Annotated in this window: 16 protein-coding genes; 8 read left to right on the top strand and 8 right to left on the bottom strand. The window is 65.3% G+C overall.

The window, feature by feature from the left end:
* Positions 1–2,819: RNA polymerase-associated protein RapA (gene rapA, locus ABZE94_RS11730; RefSeq protein WP_372875697.1), on the bottom strand; the 2,819-nt coding region annotated here is incomplete at its 3' end.
* A 174-nt stretch (positions 2,820–2,993) separates the two neighbouring features.
* Here rapA and ABZE94_RS11725 point away from each other — a divergent pair.
* The 4 genes from ABZE94_RS11725 to ccoM all read left to right on the top strand — a co-directional run bounded on the left by ABZE94_RS11725 (position 2,994) and on the right by ccoM (position 4,648).
* Entirely contained in the window at positions 2,994–3,290 is a 297-nt protein-coding gene (locus ABZE94_RS11725; RefSeq protein ID WP_372875696.1) for an aspartate-semialdehyde dehydrogenase, read from the top strand.
* Between the two features lie 97 nt (positions 3,291–3,387).
* Entirely contained in the window at positions 3,388–3,990 is a 603-nt protein-coding gene (locus ABZE94_RS11720) for an alpha-ketoglutarate-dependent dioxygenase AlkB (RefSeq protein ID WP_372875695.1), read from the top strand.
* Positions 3,987–4,148: a hypothetical protein gene (locus ABZE94_RS11715; protein ID WP_372875694.1), complete on the top strand. Its 162-nt coding sequence runs from the start codon at positions 3,987–3,989 to the stop codon at positions 4,146–4,148. The genes ABZE94_RS11720 and ABZE94_RS11715 overlap by 4 nt, the downstream gene beginning before the upstream one ends.
* Positions 4,149–4,531: 383 nt before the next feature.
* Positions 4,532–4,648, top strand: coding sequence for a cytochrome c oxidase subunit CcoM (ccoM, locus tag ABZE94_RS11710; RefSeq protein WP_289637062.1), 117 nt, complete (start codon positions 4,532–4,534; stop codon positions 4,646–4,648).
* Between the two features lie 99 nt (positions 4,649–4,747).
* Here ccoM and ABZE94_RS11705 read toward each other — a convergent pair whose 3' ends face one another.
* The 7 genes from ABZE94_RS11705 to ABZE94_RS11675 form a co-directional block, all read right to left on the bottom strand.
* Complete coding sequence (locus tag ABZE94_RS11705) at positions 4,748–5,872, bottom strand: ABC transporter permease (RefSeq protein ID WP_372875693.1); 1,125 nt, start codon at positions 5,870–5,872, stop codon at positions 4,748–4,750.
* Positions 5,869–6,807 carry an ABC transporter ATP-binding protein gene (locus tag ABZE94_RS11700; protein ID WP_372875692.1) on the bottom strand — a complete coding sequence of 313 codons (939 nt, stop codon included), beginning with the start codon at positions 6,805–6,807 and terminating at the stop codon, positions 5,869–5,871. Before ABZE94_RS11700 ends, ABZE94_RS11705 begins: the two co-directional genes overlap by 4 nt.
* Entirely contained in the window at positions 6,794–7,759 is a 966-nt protein-coding gene (locus ABZE94_RS11695) for an HlyD family secretion protein (RefSeq protein ID WP_372875691.1), read from the bottom strand. Before ABZE94_RS11695 ends, ABZE94_RS11700 begins: the two co-directional genes overlap by 14 nt.
* Position 7,760: 1 nt before the next feature.
* Positions 7,761–8,411, bottom strand: coding sequence for a TetR/AcrR family transcriptional regulator (locus ABZE94_RS11690; RefSeq protein WP_372875690.1), 651 nt, complete (start codon positions 8,409–8,411; stop codon positions 7,761–7,763).
* Between the two features lie 117 nt (positions 8,412–8,528).
* Complete coding sequence (locus ABZE94_RS11685) at positions 8,529–9,035, bottom strand: DUF1993 family protein (protein ID WP_372875689.1); 507 nt, start codon at positions 9,033–9,035, stop codon at positions 8,529–8,531.
* Between the two features lie 171 nt (positions 9,036–9,206).
* The gene (locus tag ABZE94_RS11680) at positions 9,207–9,677 is read right to left on the bottom strand and encodes a MaoC family dehydratase (RefSeq protein WP_372875688.1); all 471 of its coding nucleotides are present in this window, start codon (positions 9,675–9,677) and stop codon (positions 9,207–9,209) included.
* Positions 9,674–10,636: a lysophospholipase gene (locus tag ABZE94_RS11675; RefSeq protein ID WP_372875687.1), complete on the bottom strand. Its 963-nt coding sequence runs from the start codon at positions 10,634–10,636 to the stop codon at positions 9,674–9,676. Before ABZE94_RS11675 ends, ABZE94_RS11680 begins: the two co-directional genes overlap by 4 nt.
* Before the next feature lie 226 nt (positions 10,637–10,862).
* On the opposite strand from ABZE94_RS11675, the gene fadD2 reads away from it, so the two are divergent.
* The 4 genes from fadD2 to hrpA form a co-directional block, all read left to right on the top strand.
* Entirely contained in the window at positions 10,863–12,551 is a 1,689-nt protein-coding gene (gene fadD2 / locus ABZE94_RS11670) for a long-chain-fatty-acid--CoA ligase FadD2 (RefSeq protein ID WP_372875686.1), read from the top strand.
* Positions 12,552–13,007: 456 nt separating this feature from the next.
* Positions 13,008–14,699, top strand: coding sequence for a long-chain-fatty-acid--CoA ligase FadD1 (gene fadD1, locus ABZE94_RS11665; protein WP_372875685.1), 1,692 nt, complete (start codon positions 13,008–13,010; stop codon positions 14,697–14,699).
* A 236-nt stretch (positions 14,700–14,935) separates the two neighbouring features.
* The gene (locus tag ABZE94_RS11660) at positions 14,936–15,469 is read left to right on the top strand and encodes a transposase (protein ID WP_372875684.1); all 534 of its coding nucleotides are present in this window, start codon (positions 14,936–14,938) and stop codon (positions 15,467–15,469) included.
* 305 nt (positions 15,470–15,774) lie between these two features.
* Positions 15,775–18,772: ATP-dependent RNA helicase HrpA (gene hrpA, locus ABZE94_RS11655; protein ID WP_372875683.1), on the top strand; the 2,998-nt coding region annotated here is incomplete at its 3' end.

Here is an 18,772-nt window from a genome sequence, read left to right as displayed (position 1 = left end):
GCCTCCAGGCGCAGTGCGGCTTTGTCGAGCAGGGCCAGGCCCTGTTCGCGCTGCCGGCGCAGGGCGTCCAGTTCGCTGTCGCGCACGCTCGGGTTGACCGCTTGCAGGGCGGTCAGGCGGGCGAGTTCCTCTTCGGTGTCGGCAGCCAGGCGGCGTTTGGCCTGCGCTACCCGCTCCAGGTGGCGCGTCGCGACCTTGTCTTCGCCGGTATTGATCAGCGGGTTGAGGCTGTCGCGCTGGGCCTGGACGAACTTGTTGGCGCTGGCGCGTGGCACACTTTCCAGCTGGTCGTTGAGGGTCTCGAAGGCCACCTTGTGGGCCAGGTCGTTGCCGTTGCCGTCGAGCAGGCAGCGCAGCGCCGCCGGCGGCAAATAGCGACCCAGTTGCAGGGCGCGTGGGGCCACCACTTCGCTGACATACAGCAGTTCGAGCAGCACGGTGCCGGGTTTCAGCGCCTTGTTCTTGATCAGCGCCACGCCGGTGTTGCCCATCGAGCCGGAGCGCACCAGATCCATGGCGCCTTGCACCATGGGGTGTTCCCAGGTGAGGAACTGCATGTCCTCGCGGGCCAGGGCCAGCTCGCGATCGTAGGTGATGGTCACGCCTTCGTCGTCGCCGAGCGGAAAGCTGGCATCCAGCATCTTCTCGCTGGGGCGCAGGATCAGGGCGTTGTCCGAGTGGTCTTCGCTGTCGATGCCGAAGGCGTCGAACAGCTGCTCCATGTAGATCGGCAGGGCGAACTGGTCGTCCTGTTCGAGAATGGCTTCGACCAGGGCTTCGCCTTCGCCGGCACCGCCGGAGTTGAGCTCGAGCAGGCGGTCGCGACCGGCGTGCAGCTCGCCTTCCAGGCGTTCGCGTTCGGCGCGGGCTTCGTCCACCAGGCTCTGCCATTCGTCGTCGTCACCGCTTTCCAGCAGCGGCAACAGGCGCGTGCCGAACCGATGCTGCAGGGCGTTGCCGGTCGGGCAGGTGGCGAGGAAGGCGTTCAGCGCCTGGTGATACCACTGGTACAGGCGCTCCTGCGGGCTGTTCTCCAGGTAGGGTACGTGCACCTGGATGCGGTGCTTCTGACCGATCCGGTCGAGGCGGCCGATGCGCTGCTCGAGCAGGTCCGGGTGGGCCGGCAGGTCGAACAGCACCAAATGGTGGGCGAACTGGAAGTTGCGGCCCTCGCTGCCGATTTCCGAGCAGATCAGTACCTGGGCGCCGAATTCTTCGTCGGCGAAGTAGGCGGCGGCGCGGTCGCGCTCGAGGATGTTCATGCCTTCGTGGAACACGGTGGCGGCGATGCCCTTGCGCACGCGCAGGGCATCTTCCAGATCCATGGCGGTTTCGGCGTGGGCGCAGATCACCAGCACCTTGACCCGTTTGAGCATCTTCAGGGTATCGATCAGCCATTCCACGCGCGGGTCGAAACGCCACCAGCGCTGGTCTTCGTCGAGATCGGATTGCGCCTGATAACTGACTTCCGGGTACAGGTCCGGGTGCTCGCCGATCGGCAGCTCCATATACAGGTCCGGGCTCGGCAGCGGATAGGCATGCAGTTCGCGCTCGGGGAAACCCTGCACCGCGGCGCGGGTGTTGCGGAACAGCAAGCGGCCGGTGCCGTGGCGGTCGAGCAGTTCGCGCACCAGACGCGCCGCGGCTTCGCTGTCGCCGTCGTTGACGGCGCCGAGCAGCGCTTCGCCTTCGGCACCGAGGAAATCATGGATGGTTTTATGCGCGGCGGGCGACAGGCGGCCCTGGTCGAGCAACTCCTGCACCGCTTCGGCGACCGGCTTGTAATTGGCGCTTTCGGCGCGGAACGCCTCCAGGTCGTGGAAGCGATTGGGGTCGAGCAGGCGCAGGCGGGCGAAGTGGCTGTCCTGACCGAGCTGTTCCGGGGTGGCGGTGAGCAGCAGCACGCCGGGAATCACTTGGGCCAGCTGTTCGACCAGGCTGTATTCCTCGCTGGCGTGCTCCGGGTGCCAGACCAGGTGATGGGCCTCGTCGACCACCAGCAGGTCCCAGTCGGCGGCGAACAGCGCGTCCTGGGCGCGCTCGTCTTCGCACAGCCATTCCAGGGCGACCAGCGCCAGCTGGCAATCCTCGAAGGGATTGCTGGCGTCGCTCTCGATAAAGCGTTCGGCGTCGAACAGCGCCACATCCAGGTTGAAGCGCCGGCGCATTTCCACCAGCCACTGGTGCTGGAGGTTTTCCGGCACCAGGATCAGCACGCGACTGGCGCGCCCGGAGAGCAGCTGGCGATGGATCACCAGGCCGGCTTCGATGGTCTTGCCCAGACCCACCTCGTCGGCCAGCAGCACCCGCGGGGCGATGCGGTCGGCGACTTCGCGGGCGATGTGCAGCTGGTGCGCGATCGGTTGCGCGCGCACGCCGCCCAGGCCCCATAGCGAGGATTGCAACTGCTTGCTGGTGAATTCCAGGGTGCGGTAGCGCAGGGCGAACCAGGGCAGCGGATCGATCTGCCCGGCGAACAGGCGGTCGCTGGCCAGACGGAACTGAATGAAGTTGGACAGCTGGGTTTCCGGCAGGGTGACGCTCTGGCTCTGCCCGTCGAGGCCGTGGTAAACCAGCAGGCCGTCGACGTCGTCGACTTCCTGGACGGTCAGCTTCCAGCCTTCGAAGTGGGTGATCTCGTCGCCCGGGGAGAAACGCACGCGGGTCAGCGGTGCGTTGTTCGCAGCATACTGGCGGGTTTCGCCAGTGGCCGGGTAGAGCACGGTGAGCATCCGGCCTTCCTGCATGAGGATGGTGCCCAAGCCCAACTCCGCTTCGCTGTCACTGATCCAGCGTTGCCCCGGTTCATACTGCGCCATGCCCGTCTCCTGCGTGAAAAAGCCGGCTATGGTAACGGAACGCCGGGCCTAGGCCAAAGGCGCAATAGTGCTTAACCGGCACTAATATTAGGTTGCTTGAGTCGAAAGTGTAGCGAGGCCTGGCTCAAGTCGGCGTCGCAGTGGCCGACAGCCTGATCAAAGGAGGACTGCAAAGTGCTACCGCCTATCCCCCATGGCATGGCGCCGATCACCGTCCAGCAGGATGCGATCAAGCCCAGGCCCGATATCCCACCGGTTACGCCGGCTGCCGCCAGCGCCAAGGAAAGTGGCGTGAGCCTGGATAAGCGCCACCCCCAGGAGGCTGCCGAGTTGTTGCGCGAGGAGCAGCGCCGGCGCCAGCGGCGTGGCTACAGCCCCGAAGAACTGGCCGAAGGCGAAGTGGCCGAGGTCGACGAGGCGGCAGTCGATGAACTGCCGCGGCAGGGGCTGTGGGTGGATGTGCAAGTTTGAGCGCGGGGGCAACACCGCTCTCCTGCTGCGGCCGCCTCCAGGCGCTCGATATCTGAGTCGCGTACACTGTGCGCTGGATAACCAAGCCCGATTGCCCGTGAGCCTATTCTCCGATACCGATGTGCAGCTGGCCGACGCCGAGCTGGATTTTCAGCCGCACTGGCTGGAGCGGGCGACGGCGGATCGCTGGCTTGCGCTGCTGCTCGAGCAGACGCCCTGGCAACAGCCGCAGGTGCGGCTTTACGGTCGCCAGTACCCGGTGCCGCGGCTGGTCACCTGGTATGGCGATGCCGAGGCCAGCTACCGCTATTCCGGCCTGATCCATCGCCCGCTGCCCTGGACGCCCCTGCTCGCAGAGATTCGCGCCCGGCTGGTGGCGGCGGTCGGCCAGCCGCTCAACGGCGTATTGCTCAACTATTACCGTGACGGCCAGGACTCCATGGGCTGGCACAGCGACGACGAGGCCGAGCTGGGCACCAAGCCGCTGATCGCCTCGCTCAACCTGGGCGCGACCCGGCGCTTCGATCTGCGGCGCAAAGGGCAGAGCCGCATCGAGCACTCCCTGGCGCTCAATCATGGTTCACTGCTGGTCATGAGCGGGCCAACCCAGCATTATTGGCAGCATCAAGTGGCGAAGACGCGCAGCCCATGCGCGCCACGCCTGAATCTGACGTTTCGTTTAATCCGGTCGCCATCATGAGCAACGACGACAAGCTGATCGACTTCAGCGCCGAGCGCGGCAAGCGCATCCACGACCTGCACGACAAGAAGCTCGACGAGATGCGTCAGGCCTTCGAGCAGGCGCTGCCGCTGCCCAAGGGCAAGAAGAGCGGCAAGGGCAAGTCGAAAAAGCGCTAGCCAGCTCTGGCTCAGCGATTGTGAACCTATCGCGCGCCGTTGCGAGGCGCTGCGACAGCCCAGCGGATTCTCGCCGTGCCCTTAAACCACAGGCTGCACTGTCGGCGGCGAGTGACAGCCTGCGGATCCGGCTTGTTCGAGGTAAACGCAGCCGGCGAGCCTTGTTGCACAGGATCTTCGTGCACGCCATACAAGTGATATCGCCTGGCGCAGCGCCGCTTCTTTTCCCCGTTCGGGGGCCGATTCGTTGACCTGGATCAGTGTCTGCTGCCATGCGCAGCCGGCCTCTGCGCCTCCTTGACTTGGATCAATGAACAGCCCCGCAGTCCTGATAACGTGCAGCCATCCCCAACGGCCCAAGAGGGCTACCGCAGGAGGCAATCATGTTTATCGATGTTGTTGTTCTCGCCGGAATCGGCACCGTCGGTTTGATGGTCGCCTTCTTCGCAGGTGTTGGTTATTTCATCTGGAAAGACTCACACAAGCGCAAGGCGCCCTGAGACTTTGCAGAACCACGGGCACGCAAGGCAATTTGGGCGACTTAGGTCGCCCTTTTTTTTTAGCGCGCGATTTGATCCGGAGGGCAGCAGCGTCGTTGCTCAATCCAGGTGTTTGCTCACCCGGGTTACCGCCAGGCTCAGCATCAGCACGGTGAATACCAGCAAGGTCAGCATCTCCGGCCAGAGCTCTATCAGCCCGGCGCCGCGCAGCATGATCCCGCGCGCCAGGCGCAGGAAGTGGGTGAGCGGCAGCAGTTCGGCGAACCACTGGGCGGCCTTGGGCATGCCGGCGAAGGGAAACATGAAGCCGGACAGCAGAATCTGCGGCAGGAAGGTGAAGACGGCAACCTGCATGGCCTGGAACTGGGTCTGCGTCAGGGTCGAGATAAACACCCCGAGGGCCAGGCTGGCGGTGATGAATAGCAAGGATGCGCCATAGAGTTCCAGCAACGAACCGCGGATAGGTACCTCGAACAGGAGGCTGCCGGTGAGCAGGACTACCGTCACCTGGAGCAGGCCGATGCCGACGAAGGGTAGCACCTTGCCGAGGGTCAGCTCCCAGGGTGACAGTGGCGTGGTGATCAGCATTTCCAGATTGCCGCGTTCGCGTTCGCGAACCAGGGCGATGGCCGTGAACATTACCATGGTCATGGTCAGGATCACCCCGATCAGCCCCGGCACCGTGTTCAGCGCCGCCAGACGCTCGGGGTTGTAGAAGTTGACCAACTCGACCCCTTGGCGACTTGCCCAGCCCGGCAGCGGATAGCTCGCCAGCTGGCGCGCCGAGGCCTGCACGCTCTGATCCGAGCCATCCACTATGAGTTGTAGCGGCAGGCGATCCTGCGGCAGGCGACCCTGCGACAGGCGGCCTTGCTGCAGACTTCCCTGGCTTTCCAGGCGCGCCTCGAAATCCCTCGGGATGACCAGCGCAGCGCTGATCTTGCCCTGGCGCAGCAGGCTACCCATCTGCTGCGGGTTGCTCAACTGGTAGCGCAGGTTGAGGACCTGGCTGGAGCCGATTTCCGCCACCACCTCGCGTGAGCGCGCGGTATTGGCCTGATCGAGCACGGCGGCGTCGATGCCGCGCACATCCATGTTGATCGCGTAACCGAACAGCACCAGTTGCAGCAGGGGGATGCCGACGATCATGGCGAAGGTCAGGCGGTCGCGGCGCAACTGCCGCAGCTCTTTGACGATGACCGCCGTCAGGCGCCGCAGGCTCACCGCTGGGCCTGCACGGGCTGGCGGGTGACGCTGACGAAGACGTCTTCCAGGTTGGCTTCCGTGCTGGTTATCTGGGCATCGATGCGGGCGTCGCGCAGGCGCTGCTCGATAGGCTCGCGGGCGTCTTCGCTGGCGACCAGGACCCGCAGTGCGACGCCAATCTGCGCCATTGCCAGCACCTCGCTGCAGTCGTGCAGGGCTTGCTTGGCCTGGCGCGGCTGCGCGCACTCGATCAGCAATGGCTGCCCGGGCAGGGCGTCGAGCAGCGCGCGCGGACTGCCGTCGGCGACCAGGCGGCCGTCATCGAGGATGCCCAGGCGGGTGCAGCGTTCGGCTTCATCCATGTAGTGGGTGGAGACCAGCAGGGTGGTGCCGGCGTCGGCCAGCTCGAACAGCGACTCCCAGAACTCCCGGCGCGATTGCGGGTCGACCGCGCTGGTGGGCTCGTCGAGCAGCAACAGGTCGGGTTTGTGCAAGACCGCGCCGGCCAGCGCCAGGCGCTGCCGCTGTCCGCCGCTGAGGGTGCCTGCCAGCTGCTGACGCTGGTCGCCCAGCCAGTAGCGCTCAAGCAGCTCGGCGATACGCCGACGCGCTGTCCCCTTGTCCAGCCCCTGCACGGTGGCGAGGAAACCGAGGTTCTCGAGCACGCTTAGGTCTTCGTAGAGGGAGAATTTCTGGGTCATGTAGCCGATGCGCCGCTTGAGGGCCTCGGCATCCCGGGGGATCTGGTAGCCGAACACCTCGATCTCCCCCGCGCTGGGCAGCAGCAGGCCGCAGAGCATGCGGATGGTGGTCGACTTGCCGGAGCCGTTAGGGCCGAGGAAGCCGAACACCTCGGCGCGGCGCACGCGCAGATTCAGGTTGTCGACCGCGGTGAGCTGGCCGAAACGCTTGGTCAGGCCGCTGGCCTGAATCACCGCCTCAGTGCTGGGCATCGGCGTCGCGCTTGGCGCTGAGCGGCAGCCCGGCCGGCAGCCGGCGTGCGCCTTCGTCTTGCAGGCGCAGTTCGGCGCGGTACATCAGGCGGCTGGCATCGTCGCCGCTGAGGGCGAAATAGGGGGTGAAGCTGGCTTCGCTGCGGATGCTGCTGAGGGTGGCGGTGAAGGGCTGGGCGACCCCCTGGACCGTCACGTGCAGGGTGTCGCCCAGCGCGAAACGGGTGCGCTGGCTGGCGGGGATGTAGACCCGTGCGTAAGGCGCGTCGCCGACCAGCAGGCTGACCAACTCGGCGCCGAGCGGCGGTTGGTCGCCGGGCTTGAAGGGCAGGGCATCGATCCGTCCAGCCCGCGGTGCCCGCACGTTCAGGTGCTCGCGGTCGACCTGCAGGCGGGCCAGGTTGGCGCGCACGGCCTCCAGGCTGGCGGCGGCTTGTTGCAGTTGTTCCGGGCGGGTGCCGTGGGTCAGCTCGCGCAGCTGGGCGGCGGCCGTGCGGGTGGCGGCTCTGGCCTGGTCACGCCTGGCGCGGGCGCGATCCAGTTCGGCAATGGCCACCTGGCGATGCTGGTAGAGGGTGGCGAAGCGCTGGAAATTGCGCTCGGCCTCGGTCAGCTCGGCGCGGTTGCGGGCCAGGACGGCCTGGGCGGCCTCGATGGTTTCCACGCGCGCGCCGTTGCTCAGCTCGCTCAGGCGCGCTTCGGCCTGCGCCACCTCGCTCCGGGCCTGGGCGATGCGCGCGTCCTGGCGGCGCGCATCGAGTTCCAGCAGCAGTTGCCCGGCTTCGACCCGGTCACCCTCGGCGACCTGCCAGCTGAGGATGGTTTCCGAGGCCTCGGCGGGTATGCCGATGCGATCCCATTCCAGGGTGCCGAGCAGGGCGTCGTCGCCTGCGGGTTCGCAGCCGCCGAGCAGCGCGAGCAGGATCAGGCTTGGCAGCAGGCGTTTGCTCATTTCAGGGCTCCATTCCATGTTCGAGCAGGGCGAGGGTGTGGCGGGCGAGCGCCGCGTCGTCCAGCCCGGGGGCCGTAAACAGGCCGCGCCAGATTGGTGCGGCGGCATAAGGGAACAGGGTCAGGCCGATCAGCGAGACCACCAGCAGGCGCGGGTCGAGGTCGGGGTTCAGTGCGCCTCGTCGTTGTGCGCTGGCGAAGCGCTCGGCCAGCATGTGCGCCACTACCGGGCCCACGCGGCCCATCAGCAGTTCGCGCAAGCCGCCGCCTTCGCACAGCACTTCGCGCACCCATAGCGGCGGCAGCCAGGGATGCGCCTGCACGGTTCGGCGCATGCCCTGAATGAAGCCGCTGACCAGCGCGATGGGCTCATCGCCGAGCTGTCGCAGCTCCTGGCCGAGCGCCATCAGCAGGGGCAGCACGCGCTCTTCGGCGACCGTTGCGAGCAGTGTGGCTTTGTTGCCGAAATAATAGTTGACCAGTGCGGGTGTGACACCGGCCTGCTGGGCGATGCTGCGCAGACTGGAGGCCTTGATGCCGTCATGGGCGAAGGCTTGCACGGCGACGTCGAGCAAGCGTTCGCGCTGCGCGGGCGAATCACCGGCCGGTCGGCCGGGTGCGCGGGGGGTGGTTGCTGTGCTGGTTGTCTTCATTAATTAAAATTAAATATAAATATAAATATAAATAAACGCAAACATTAATGCTGCGCTGGCGGTAGAAAGGGGCGTGCCAGGCCGCGACCGGCAAAGCCGGACGCGGTCGGGTCGTGCTCAGCGGGTGCCGAGGAAGTCGCGCTTGCCGATCGCCACACCGTTGTGGCGCAGGATGGCGTAGGCGGTGGTGACATGGAAATAGAAGTTCGGCAGCACGTGATCGAGCAGAAAGGCCTGGCCCTGGAAGTGGGTGTCCTTGCCGCGGCGCGAGAGGGTCACGGTGCGCTCCTCGCTGCCGTCGAGCTGTGCCGCGCCGATGCCTTGCAGGAAGGCCTGGACCTGGGCGATGCGCGCCTGCAGTTCGGCGAAGCTGGTTTCGTCATCGGCGAAGCTGGGGGCATCGATACCGGCCAGTAGGGCGGTGCCGGCCGAGGCGCCGTCGCAGGCGATCTGTACCTGACGGCTCAGCGGGAACATATCGGGGGCCAGACGGGCACTGAGCAGGACGCTGGGGTCGATCTTGCGGGTCTCGGCATCGGTGGCGGCGAGGCCGAGAATGGTCGAGAGGTTGCCGAGTTGGCGGATAAACACCGGCACGGATGCCTGGTACATGGACAGGGACATGGGATTCTCCAGTGAAACAGTGGGGGCGGCTCGAAGCAGGGCTGTGCTTGCAGGCGGCCAGAACAGTATGGGCGGGTGGGTGTAGGCTGGGCCGGGCGGCGATCCGCTGCAGCTCCACCCTGGCATCGACCTCGGCATGAACGGAGGCGGGTATCGCCTCCGCGCAAAACTTCAACCGATGGTAATGGGCGGCAGCTCGGCCAGTTCCACGGTCTGCTGTTTACGCGGGGCGAGGATCTCCGCCTCGCCGTCGACCACCAGCTCATCGTTCTGGTTGTACACCCGGGTGGCGACGCGCACGCGGAATTTCGGCAGCTTCTCGAGGATTTCCAGGCGCACGGTGAGGGTGTCGCCGAGCTTAACCGGCGCGGTGAAGCGCATTTGCTGGCCGAGGTAGATGGTGCCCGGGCCGGGCAGTTCGCAGGCCACTGCCGCGCTGATCAGGGCGCCGCTGAACATGCCGTGGGCGATGCGCTGCTTGAACATGGTGGTGGCGGCGTACTCGGCATCCAGGTGCACCGGGTTGCGGTCGCCGGAGACGGCGGCGAACAGCTGGATGTCGCGCTCTTCGACGGTCTTGCTGTAGCTGGCGGTCTGGCCTACTTCGAGAACGTCGTAAGGCGTGTTGCTGCTTTGACTCATGGGTGTGTCTCCTGGGGCTGTGGGTGAAGCTGGCGGGGATGGCTCAGGGCCTGTTCCAGCCAGTCGATCAAGTCGGCGGTGACTTCGTCGCGGTTGCTCTCGTTGAGCAGCTCGTGGCGCGCATCCGGGTATAGCTTCAATTGCACCTGGGTAAGGCCGGCCGCGCGCAGGGCATTGGCCAGGTCGGTCAGACGCTTGCCGTCGCTGACCGGGTCGCAGGCGCCACCGATCACCAGCAATGGCAGTTTGCAGTCGATCTGCGCCAGGTTGCGTGGCGGGGTGATCTGCAGCAGACCGTCGAGCAGGTCGAGCCATAGCTGGTTGCTGCAGCGCAAGCCACAGAGCGGGTCGTTGATGTAGGCATCCACCTCGCCAGGGTCGCGGCTCAGCCAGTCGAAGCGGGTGCGGTTGGGCTTGAAGGCCTTGTTGAACGAGCCGAAGGAAATCAGCTCGATCAGGGCGCTTTGCCCGGTCGGCCCCTGACGCCAGCGCTCGAAGCGGGCAATCAGCCTGGCCACGCGGTACAGCGCCAGGGGCTGGTAGTTGGAACCGGACAGGATGGCTCCCTGCAGGCTGCAGCTGTGCTGCATCAGGTAGGCCTGGCCGATGTAGCTGCCCATGCTGTGGCCCAGCAGGAAGATCGGCGCCTGCGGGTGCTGCTGACGAATATGGTGGTTGAGGCAGGCCAGATCACCCACCACCAGGTTCCAGCCGTTGGCGTCGGCATAGTGGCCGAGGCGGCCATGCACGGCCGTTCTGCCGTGGCCGCGCTGGTCGTGGGCATAGAGTTCGAAGCCCGCGGCGACCAGGGCGGCGCCTAGGCGCGCATAGCGTCCACTGTGTTCGGCCATGCCATGGGCCACCATCAGCACCGCTTTCGGCGGCTGTTCGGCGAACCAGCGGTTCACATAGAGCGGTGTGGCATCGCTGCTATTGAGCCAGAAAGCGTTGTGCTGCATGGCGAATCCTTCGGCCTGCGAGAGTGCAGCATTGTAGAGCTTGCGCGCAGGCTTTTCCCAGCCGAATGGAGTGATAGAAGATTCACGCTGTCAATGACGCCCCGCAAGTATTTGCGCTACGGGCCGGAGCTGCTAACGTCCGCTCACCCCCTGCCGGCCACCGTAGCGCCTTATGCCACGGTGAGCTCCGTGGGGCAGACACTTCCAGGGGAAGAGGATAAAAATAATGCAGCCTGATTTCTGGAGCGACAAACGCCCGGCCGGCGTACCCAACGACATCGACCTGGGTGCCTACAAGTCGGTGATCGAGGTGTTCGAGCGCTCGTGCAAGAAATTCGCCGACCGGCCGGCTTTCAGCAATATGGGCGTGACCCTGACCTACGCCGAGCTGGATCGCCTGTCCGGCGCCTTCGCCAGTTACCTGCAAAAGCACACCGATCTGCAGCCCGGCGAGCGTATCGCCGTGCAGATGCCCAACGTCCTGCAATACCCGGTCGCCGTGTTCGGCGCCATGCGCGCCGGGCTGATCGTGGTCAACACCAATCCGCTGTACACCGCCCGTGAGATGCGCCACCAGTTCAAGGACGCCGGCGTGCGCGCCCTGGTCTACCTGAACATGTTCGGCAAACTGGTGCAGGACGTGGTGGCGGATACCGAGATCGATTACCTGATCGAGGCCAGGCTGGGCGACCTGCAGCCGAGCCTCAAGGGCTGGTTGGTCAATACGGTGGCGAAGAAGGTCAAGAAAGTGGTGCCGGACTACCACCTGCCCCAGGCGGTGTCGTTCAAGGCGGTGCTCAAACAGGGTCGTGGTCATGGGGTCAAGCCGGTCAATGTCGGCCACGACGATATCGCCGTGCTGCAGTACACCGGTGGCACCACGGGCGTGGCCAAGGGCGCCATGCTGACCCACGGCAACCTGGTGGCCAACATGCTGCAGGTCGATGCCTGCCTGTCGCAGCTTGGCAGCGACGGCGCGCCGCTGATGAAGCAGGGTCAGGAGATCATGATCGCGCCGCTGCCGCTCTACCATATCTATGCCTTCACCGCGAACTGCATGTGCATGATGGTCAACGGCAATCACAACGTGCTGATCAGCAACCCGCGCGATGTCGCCGGTTTCATCAAGGAGCTGGGCAAGTGGCAGTTCTCCGCGCTGCTGGGCCTCAACACCCTGTTCGTCGCGCTGATGGACCATCCCGAGTTCAAGAACCTGGATTTCTCCAGGCTCAAGGTCACCAACTCCGGTGGCACCGCCCTGGTCAAGGCCACCGCCGAGCGCTGGCAGGCGATCACCGGCTGCACGGTAGTGGAAGGCTACGGTCTCACCGAAACCTCGCCGGTGGCCAGCACCAACCCTTACGGCGACCAGGCGCGCCTGGGGACGGTGGGTATTCCGGTGCCGGGTACCACCTTCAAGGTCATCGACGACGATGGCAACGAGCAGCCCCTGGGCGAGCGTGGCGAGCTGTGCATCAAGGGCCCGCAGGTGATGAAGGGCTACTGGCAGCGTCCCGAAGCGACCGCCGAGGTGCTCGATGACGAGGGCTGGTTCAAGACCGGCGACATCGCGGTGATCGACCCGGACGGCTTCGTGCGCATCGTCGACCGCAAGAAGGACATGATCCTCGTCTCCGGCTTCAACGTGTACCCCAACGAGATCGAGGACGTGGTCATGGGCCACCCGCAAGTCGCCAGCTGTGCGGCGATCGGCGTACCCGACGAGAAATCCGGCGAGGCGGTCAAGCTGTTCGTCGTCGCCCGTAACGGCGGCCTCAGTGCCGAGGAGCTCAAGGCCTACTGCAAGGAAAACTTCACGGGCTACAAGGTGCCCAAGCACATCGTCTTCCGCGACTCCCTGCCGATGACCCCGGTGGGCAAGATCCTCCGTCGCGAATTGCGCGATAGCGCCTGAAACCGGCTGGCAGAGTGCCCGTAGCCCGGATGCAGTCCGGGTTGATCTCCAGTCCCCTCAGCGAATCCCCTGGATTGCATCCGGGCACAGCACGCCTGCTGTAGGAGGGGCCTTGGCCGCGATGCTGTGCGCCGCGGTGTACGGCGCATAGCGTGGGAAAAGACTTGCCCATAAATCCGGGGTCGGCACCTGGCTCGACGTTGCGGCCCAGGTGCCGCAACGCCTTGTCCGGCAGGCGCTGCGAGGGCTCGTGCTGCTCGATCAAAAAATGACCATAATCTGGCTTATCGTCACTATCGATACTGGCTAGGCAGTGTTTGGTGCTAGGCGCTCCCAGGCAAAGCTGCTACTCTCGGCCCGCTTTTGACCGTCTGCCAGGCCGAAAAGACAACAAACACACAATAAACAACCGCCTCCGCGCGGTGAAGATCAGCTGTTGCTTAGGAGTGGGCTTCCATGAACGAAAACTTTTGGAAGGACAAGTATCCCGTTGGGATTGCTGCCGAAATCGATCCCGACCAGTACCCGAATATCCAGGCGGTACTGAAACAGTCCTGCCAGCGTTTCGCCGACAAGCCGGCCTTCAGCAATCTCGGCAAGACCATCACCTACGGCGAACTGTATGAGCTGTCCGGTGCCTTCGCCGCCTACCTGCAACAGCACACCGACCTGCAGCCCGGCGACCGCATCGCCGTGCAACTGCCCAACGTCCTGCAGTACCCGGTCGCTGTGTTCGGCGCCCTGCGCGCCGGCCTCGTCGTGGTCAACACCAACCCGTTGTACACCGCGCGGGAAATGGAACACCAATTCAACGATTCCGGCGCCAAGGCCCTGGTCAGCCTGGCCAACATGGCTCACCTGGCCGAGCAAGTGTTGCCCAAGACCGGGATCAAGACGGTCATCATCACTGAAGTCGGCGACATGTTGCCGCCGCTCAAGCGCCTGCTGGTCAACAGCGTGGTCAAGTATGTGAAGAAGATGGTGCCGGCCTACAACTTGCCGCACGCCGTCAAGTTCACCGAAGCCCTGAGCAAAGGCCGCGGCAAGGCGGTCAGGGAAGCCAATCCGGCCAGCGGCGAGATCGCCGTGCTGCAGTACACCGGCGGCACCACCGGGGTGGCCAAGGGCGCCATGCTGACCCACCGCAACCTGATCGCCAACATGCTGCAGTCCCGGGCGATGATGGCGTCGAACATGAATGAAGGCAGCGAAATCCTGATCGCGCCGCTGCCGCTCTATCACATCTACGCCTTCACCTTCCATTGCATGGCCATGATGCTGATCGGCAACCACAACGTGCTGATCACCAATCCGCGCGACCTGCCGGGCATGGTCAAGGATCTGGCTCGTTACAAGTTCAGCGGTTTCGTCGGCCTCAACACGCTGTTCGTCGCCCTGTGCAACAACGAGGACTTCCAGAAGCTCGACTTCTCGTCTCTGAAAATCACCCTGTCCGGCGGCATGGCCCTGCAACTGGCCACCGCCGAGCGCTGGAAGCAGGTCACCGGCAGTCCGATTTGCGAAGGCTATGGCATGACCGAAACCAGCCCGGTGGCCTCGGTCAACCCGATCCAGAACATCCAGATGGGCACCATCGGCATCCCGGTGCCCTCGACTCGGTGCAAGATCATCGACGACGAGGGCAACGAGCTGCCGCTCGGCGCGATCGGCGAGTTGTGCATCATGGGCCCGCAGGTGATGAAGGGCTACTGGCAGCGTCAGGACGCCACCGACGAAATCCTCGACGCCGATGGTTGGCTGAAGACCGGCGACATCGCGGTGATCCAGGAAGACGGCTACATGCGCATCGTCGACCGCAAGAAGGACATGATTCTGGTGTCCGGCTTCAACGTCTACCCCAACGAGCTGGAAGACGTGCTGGCGACCCTGCCGGGTGTGCTGCAGTGCGCGGCCATCGGCATTCCGGACGAGAAATCCGGCGAAGCGATCAAGCTGTTCGTGGTCGCCAAGCCGGGGGTGAACCTGACCAAGGAACAGGTCATGCAGCACATGCGCGCCAACGTCACCGGCTACAAGGTGCCCAAGGCCGTGGAGTTCCGCGAGGCGCTGCCGACCACCAACGTCGGCAAGATCCTCCGCCGCGAACTGCGCGACGAAGAGCTGAAGAGGCTGGCCGCAGCCAGTTGAGGCCGCCGGCGCAGACCAAGCCCCGCCGAGTGCGGGGCTTTGGCGTTTCTGGAGGCAGCCGGTGGGAGTGGCTTCAGCGCGTAGGGCGTACTCGCGCAGCAGTACGCCGTTGGCACGGGCGCCGCCGCTGACGGACTGTTCGCTACGCTCCCGAGTCCGCCCTGCGGGCCAGGTTCGCGGCCCCGCGAAGTCGAACTACACTCCTGGGCACCCACGACCTGTCATGGATGACGCCTATGCCCAACTATCGTCGCGTCTGGTGCCCCGGTGGCACCTACTTTTTTACCCACGCGTTGCGTGTCCGTCATGGTAACGACCTGCTGGTAAGGCATATCGAGGTGCTGCGCAATGCGGTGCGGCTGACGCGGCGGCGTCATCCGTTCGAGATCCACGCCTGGTCGGTGCTGCCCGATCATTTCCACTGTGTGATCGAACTGCCACCGGGCGAGCAGGATTACGCCCACCGTTGGCGCATGATCAAGTTGCTGTTCTCCCGCGAGGTGCCGGCTGACGAGTGGCGTTCGAAGATCCTCCTGCGCCGCCGCGAGCGGGGCATCTGGCAGCGACGCTACTGGGAACACCTGATTCGCGACGAAGCAGACCTGCGCCGTCACCTCGACTACGTGCACATCAACCCGATGAAACATGGCCTGGTCGAGAGCGTCGCGGATTGGCCCTATTCGACGTTTCACCACCTGGTGAAGCAGGGCCTTTATCCAGCGGATTGGGCGGGTGGGATGCACGCGGATCGGTTGCCCTACGACGATTGACCATCAAAAAACGCCGCTGGCGGACTGTTCGCTACGCTCCTGAGTCCGCCCTACGGACGCGTGGTCTGGCCCATCCGGCTGGCAGGACGGTGCGCGTAGGGCGTACTCGCGCAGCAGTACGCCGTTGGCACGGGCATCGCCGCTGGCGGACTGTTCGCTACGCTCCTGAGTTCGCCCTACGGGCGTTTCAGCCGCCGGACAAATGAATTCGCGGCTAAAGCCCCTGCCACAGTCGTGTGCGTTCGTCTTCTGCCCCGCAAATCTGCGACAATCGCGCCCTTTGCCGCTATCGCCCAAGTTGCCTGATGACCGATCCGATTACCGCCACCGACCACCTGCTGAACAACCTCGACCAGGCCCTGCTGGCCGACCGTCATCGCCTGCGCCGTCAGCTCCACGAGCTGCGCAAGCAACCGGTACCGGACCAGGCCAGGCTGGCGCAGTGGCTGGAGCGCTTCCAGGCCTCGGTGGCCAAGGTCGAGGCGCGCCGCCTGAGCGTGCCGGCCATGCGCTACGACGATGCCTTGCCGATCGCCGCCAAGCGCGACGAGATCAAGGCCGCCATCGCCAAGCACCAGGTGGTGGTGATCGCCGGCGAGACCGGTTCGGGCAAGACCACCCAGTTGCCGAAGATCTGCCTGGAGCTGGGCCGCGGCGTGCATGGCCTGATCGGCCACACCCAGCCGCGGCGCCTGGCCGCGCGCAGCGTGGCCACCCGGGTGGCGGAAGAAATCGGCACGCCGTTGGGCGAACTGGTCGGCTATCAGGTGCGTTTCGAGGACCAGAGCAGCGAGCGCAGCCTGATCAAGCTGATGACCGACGGCATCCTGCTGGCCGAGACCCAGCACGACCGCTACCTGGAAAAATACGACACCCTGATCGTCGACGAAGCCCACGAACGCAGCCTGAACATCGACTTTCTGCTCGGCTACCTGAAAACCCTGCTGGTGCGTCGCCCCGATCTCAAGCTGATCATCACCTCGGCGACCATCGACCTGCAGCGTTTTTCCGAGCATTTCGGCGGGGCGCCCATCGTCGAGGTGTCCGGGCGCACCTACCCGGTCGACACCTGGTACCGGCCGCTGGCGTCCGAGCAGGACGAGGAGGGCAACCGGGTCGAGGACGATCTCTCGGTCGATCAGGCGATTCTCGCCAGTCTCGACGAGATCGCCGCCTTCGAGAAAGCTGACGGCAAGCGCCCCGGCGATGTGCTGGTGTTCCTCCCCGGCGAACGTGAGATTCGCGACTGCGCCGAGGTCCTGCGCAAGGCCAACCTGCGATTCACCGAAGTGCTGCCGCTGTATGCGCGCCTGAGCCCGGCCGAGCAGCAGAAGATTTTCGCGCCCATGGGCGCGCGCAAGATCGTCCTGGCCACCAACGTCGCGGAGACCTCGCTGACCGTGCCGGGCATCCGCTACGTGATCGACAGCGGCACCGCGCGGATCAGCCGCTACAGCTACCGCGCCAAGGTCCAGCGCCTGCCCATCGAGGCCGTCTCCCAGGCTAGCGCCAACCAGCGCAAGGGTCGCTGCGGCCGGGTCGAGGCGGGCATCTGCGTGCGCCTGTACAGCGAGGACGACTTCAACGGCCGGCCGGCCTTCACCGACCCGGAGATCCTGCGTACCAACCTGGCGGCGGTGATCCTGCAGATGCTTCATCTGCGCCTGGGCGAGATCGAGGACTTCCCCTTTATCGAGCCGCCGGACGGCAAGGCCATCAGCGACGGTTTCAACCTGTTGCAGGAACTCTCGGCGGTCAACCGCGAAGGCCTACTCACGCCTCTGGGCCGCCAGTTGGCCCGCCTGCCGGTCGACCCGCGGCTGGGGCGCATGGTCCTGGAAGGGGCCAGCCAGGGCAGCCTCGAGGAAGTGCTGATCATCGCCAGCAGCCTGTCGGTACAGGACCCGCGCGAACGCCCCTCGGATCGTCAGCAGGCCGCCGACCAGGCCCACGCGCAGTGGAAGGACGTCGATTCCGACTTCGCCGCGCTGATCAACCTGTGGCGCGGTTTCGAGGAGCAGCGTCAGGCCCTGGGTTCCGGTGCGCTGCGCAGCTGGTGCCGGAAGAACTTCCTCAATTACCTGCGCCTGCGCGAATGGCGCGATGCGCACCGCCAGCTGGTGCTGATCGCTCGCGACCTGAAGCTTGCCGAAGGTGGTGATACCCAGGCCGGGAAAGCCGGTGGGTCTCGCGCCGCTCAACGCCATCCTACGAAGGGCGGTTCGGTGCAGCAGGCGATCGATCCGGCGAATAGCGCCGACAAGGATGAAGCCGCCCAGCGCGCCAAGGGCTACGCCGCGGTGCACAAGGCGATCCTCTCCGGCCTGCTCAGCCAGATCGGCCAGAAGACCGAAGACGGCGACTACCTGGGCGCGCGCCAGCGGCGCTTCTGGGTGCACCCCTCGAGCGTGATCGGGCGCAAGAAGCCCACCTGGATCATGGCCTCCGAACTGGTCGAGACCACCAAGCTGTTCGCCCGCATGGTGGCCAGGATCGAGCCGGACTGGATCGAACCGCTGGCGCCGCACCTGATCAAGAAGAATCACCTGGAGCCGCACTGGGAGAAGAAGCGCGGCCAGGTGGTGGCCTACGAGCAGATCAGCCTCTACGGCCTGATCGTGGTCGGTCGCCGGCCGGTGCATTACGGCCCCATCGATCCCGAGGTATCGCGCGAGCTGTTTATCCGCGAGGGCCTGGTCGGTGGCGAAATCCTCTCCCGGGCCAAATGCCTGAGCGCCAACCGCAAGCTGCTGGAGCAGCTCGACGAGCTGGAAGCCAAGGCCCGCCGGCGCGACATCCTCGCCGACGAGGAAACCCTGTTCGCCTACTACCAGGCGCGCCTGCCGGCCGAGATCCACCAGGCCGCGACCTTCGACAGCTGGTACAAGACCGAGAGCCAGAAGGACCCGCAGCTGCTGATCATGCGCGAGGAAGACGTGCTGGCCCGCGATGCCAAGGAGATCACCGCTGCGCAGTACCCGGATACCCTGCGCCTGGGCGAACTGACCCTGCCGCTGAGCTACCACTTCGAGCCCAACCACCCGCGCGACGGCGTCACCCTGCGCGTGCCGGCGCCGCTGCTTCCGCAACTGCCGGCCGAGCGCCTGCAATGGCTGGTGCCCGGCCTGCTGGAAGCCAAGTGCATCGCCCTGGTGCGCAACCTGCCCAAGGCGCTGCGCAAGAACTTCGTGCCGGTGCCCGATTTCGTTGGCGCGGCGCTGGCCAAGATCGCCTTCGCCCAGGGCTCGCTACCCGAGGCCCTGGGCCGCGAACTGCTGCGCATGACCGGCGCGCGGGTGCCCG

It is taken from the genome of Pseudomonas sp. (assembly GCF_041601375.1).
In the GTDB taxonomy this organism is placed as follows: domain Bacteria; phylum Pseudomonadota; class Gammaproteobacteria; order Pseudomonadales; family Pseudomonadaceae; genus Aquipseudomonas.
Note: the sequence above shows the minus strand (reverse complement) of the source record. Positions and strands in the feature narration are given on the sequence as shown.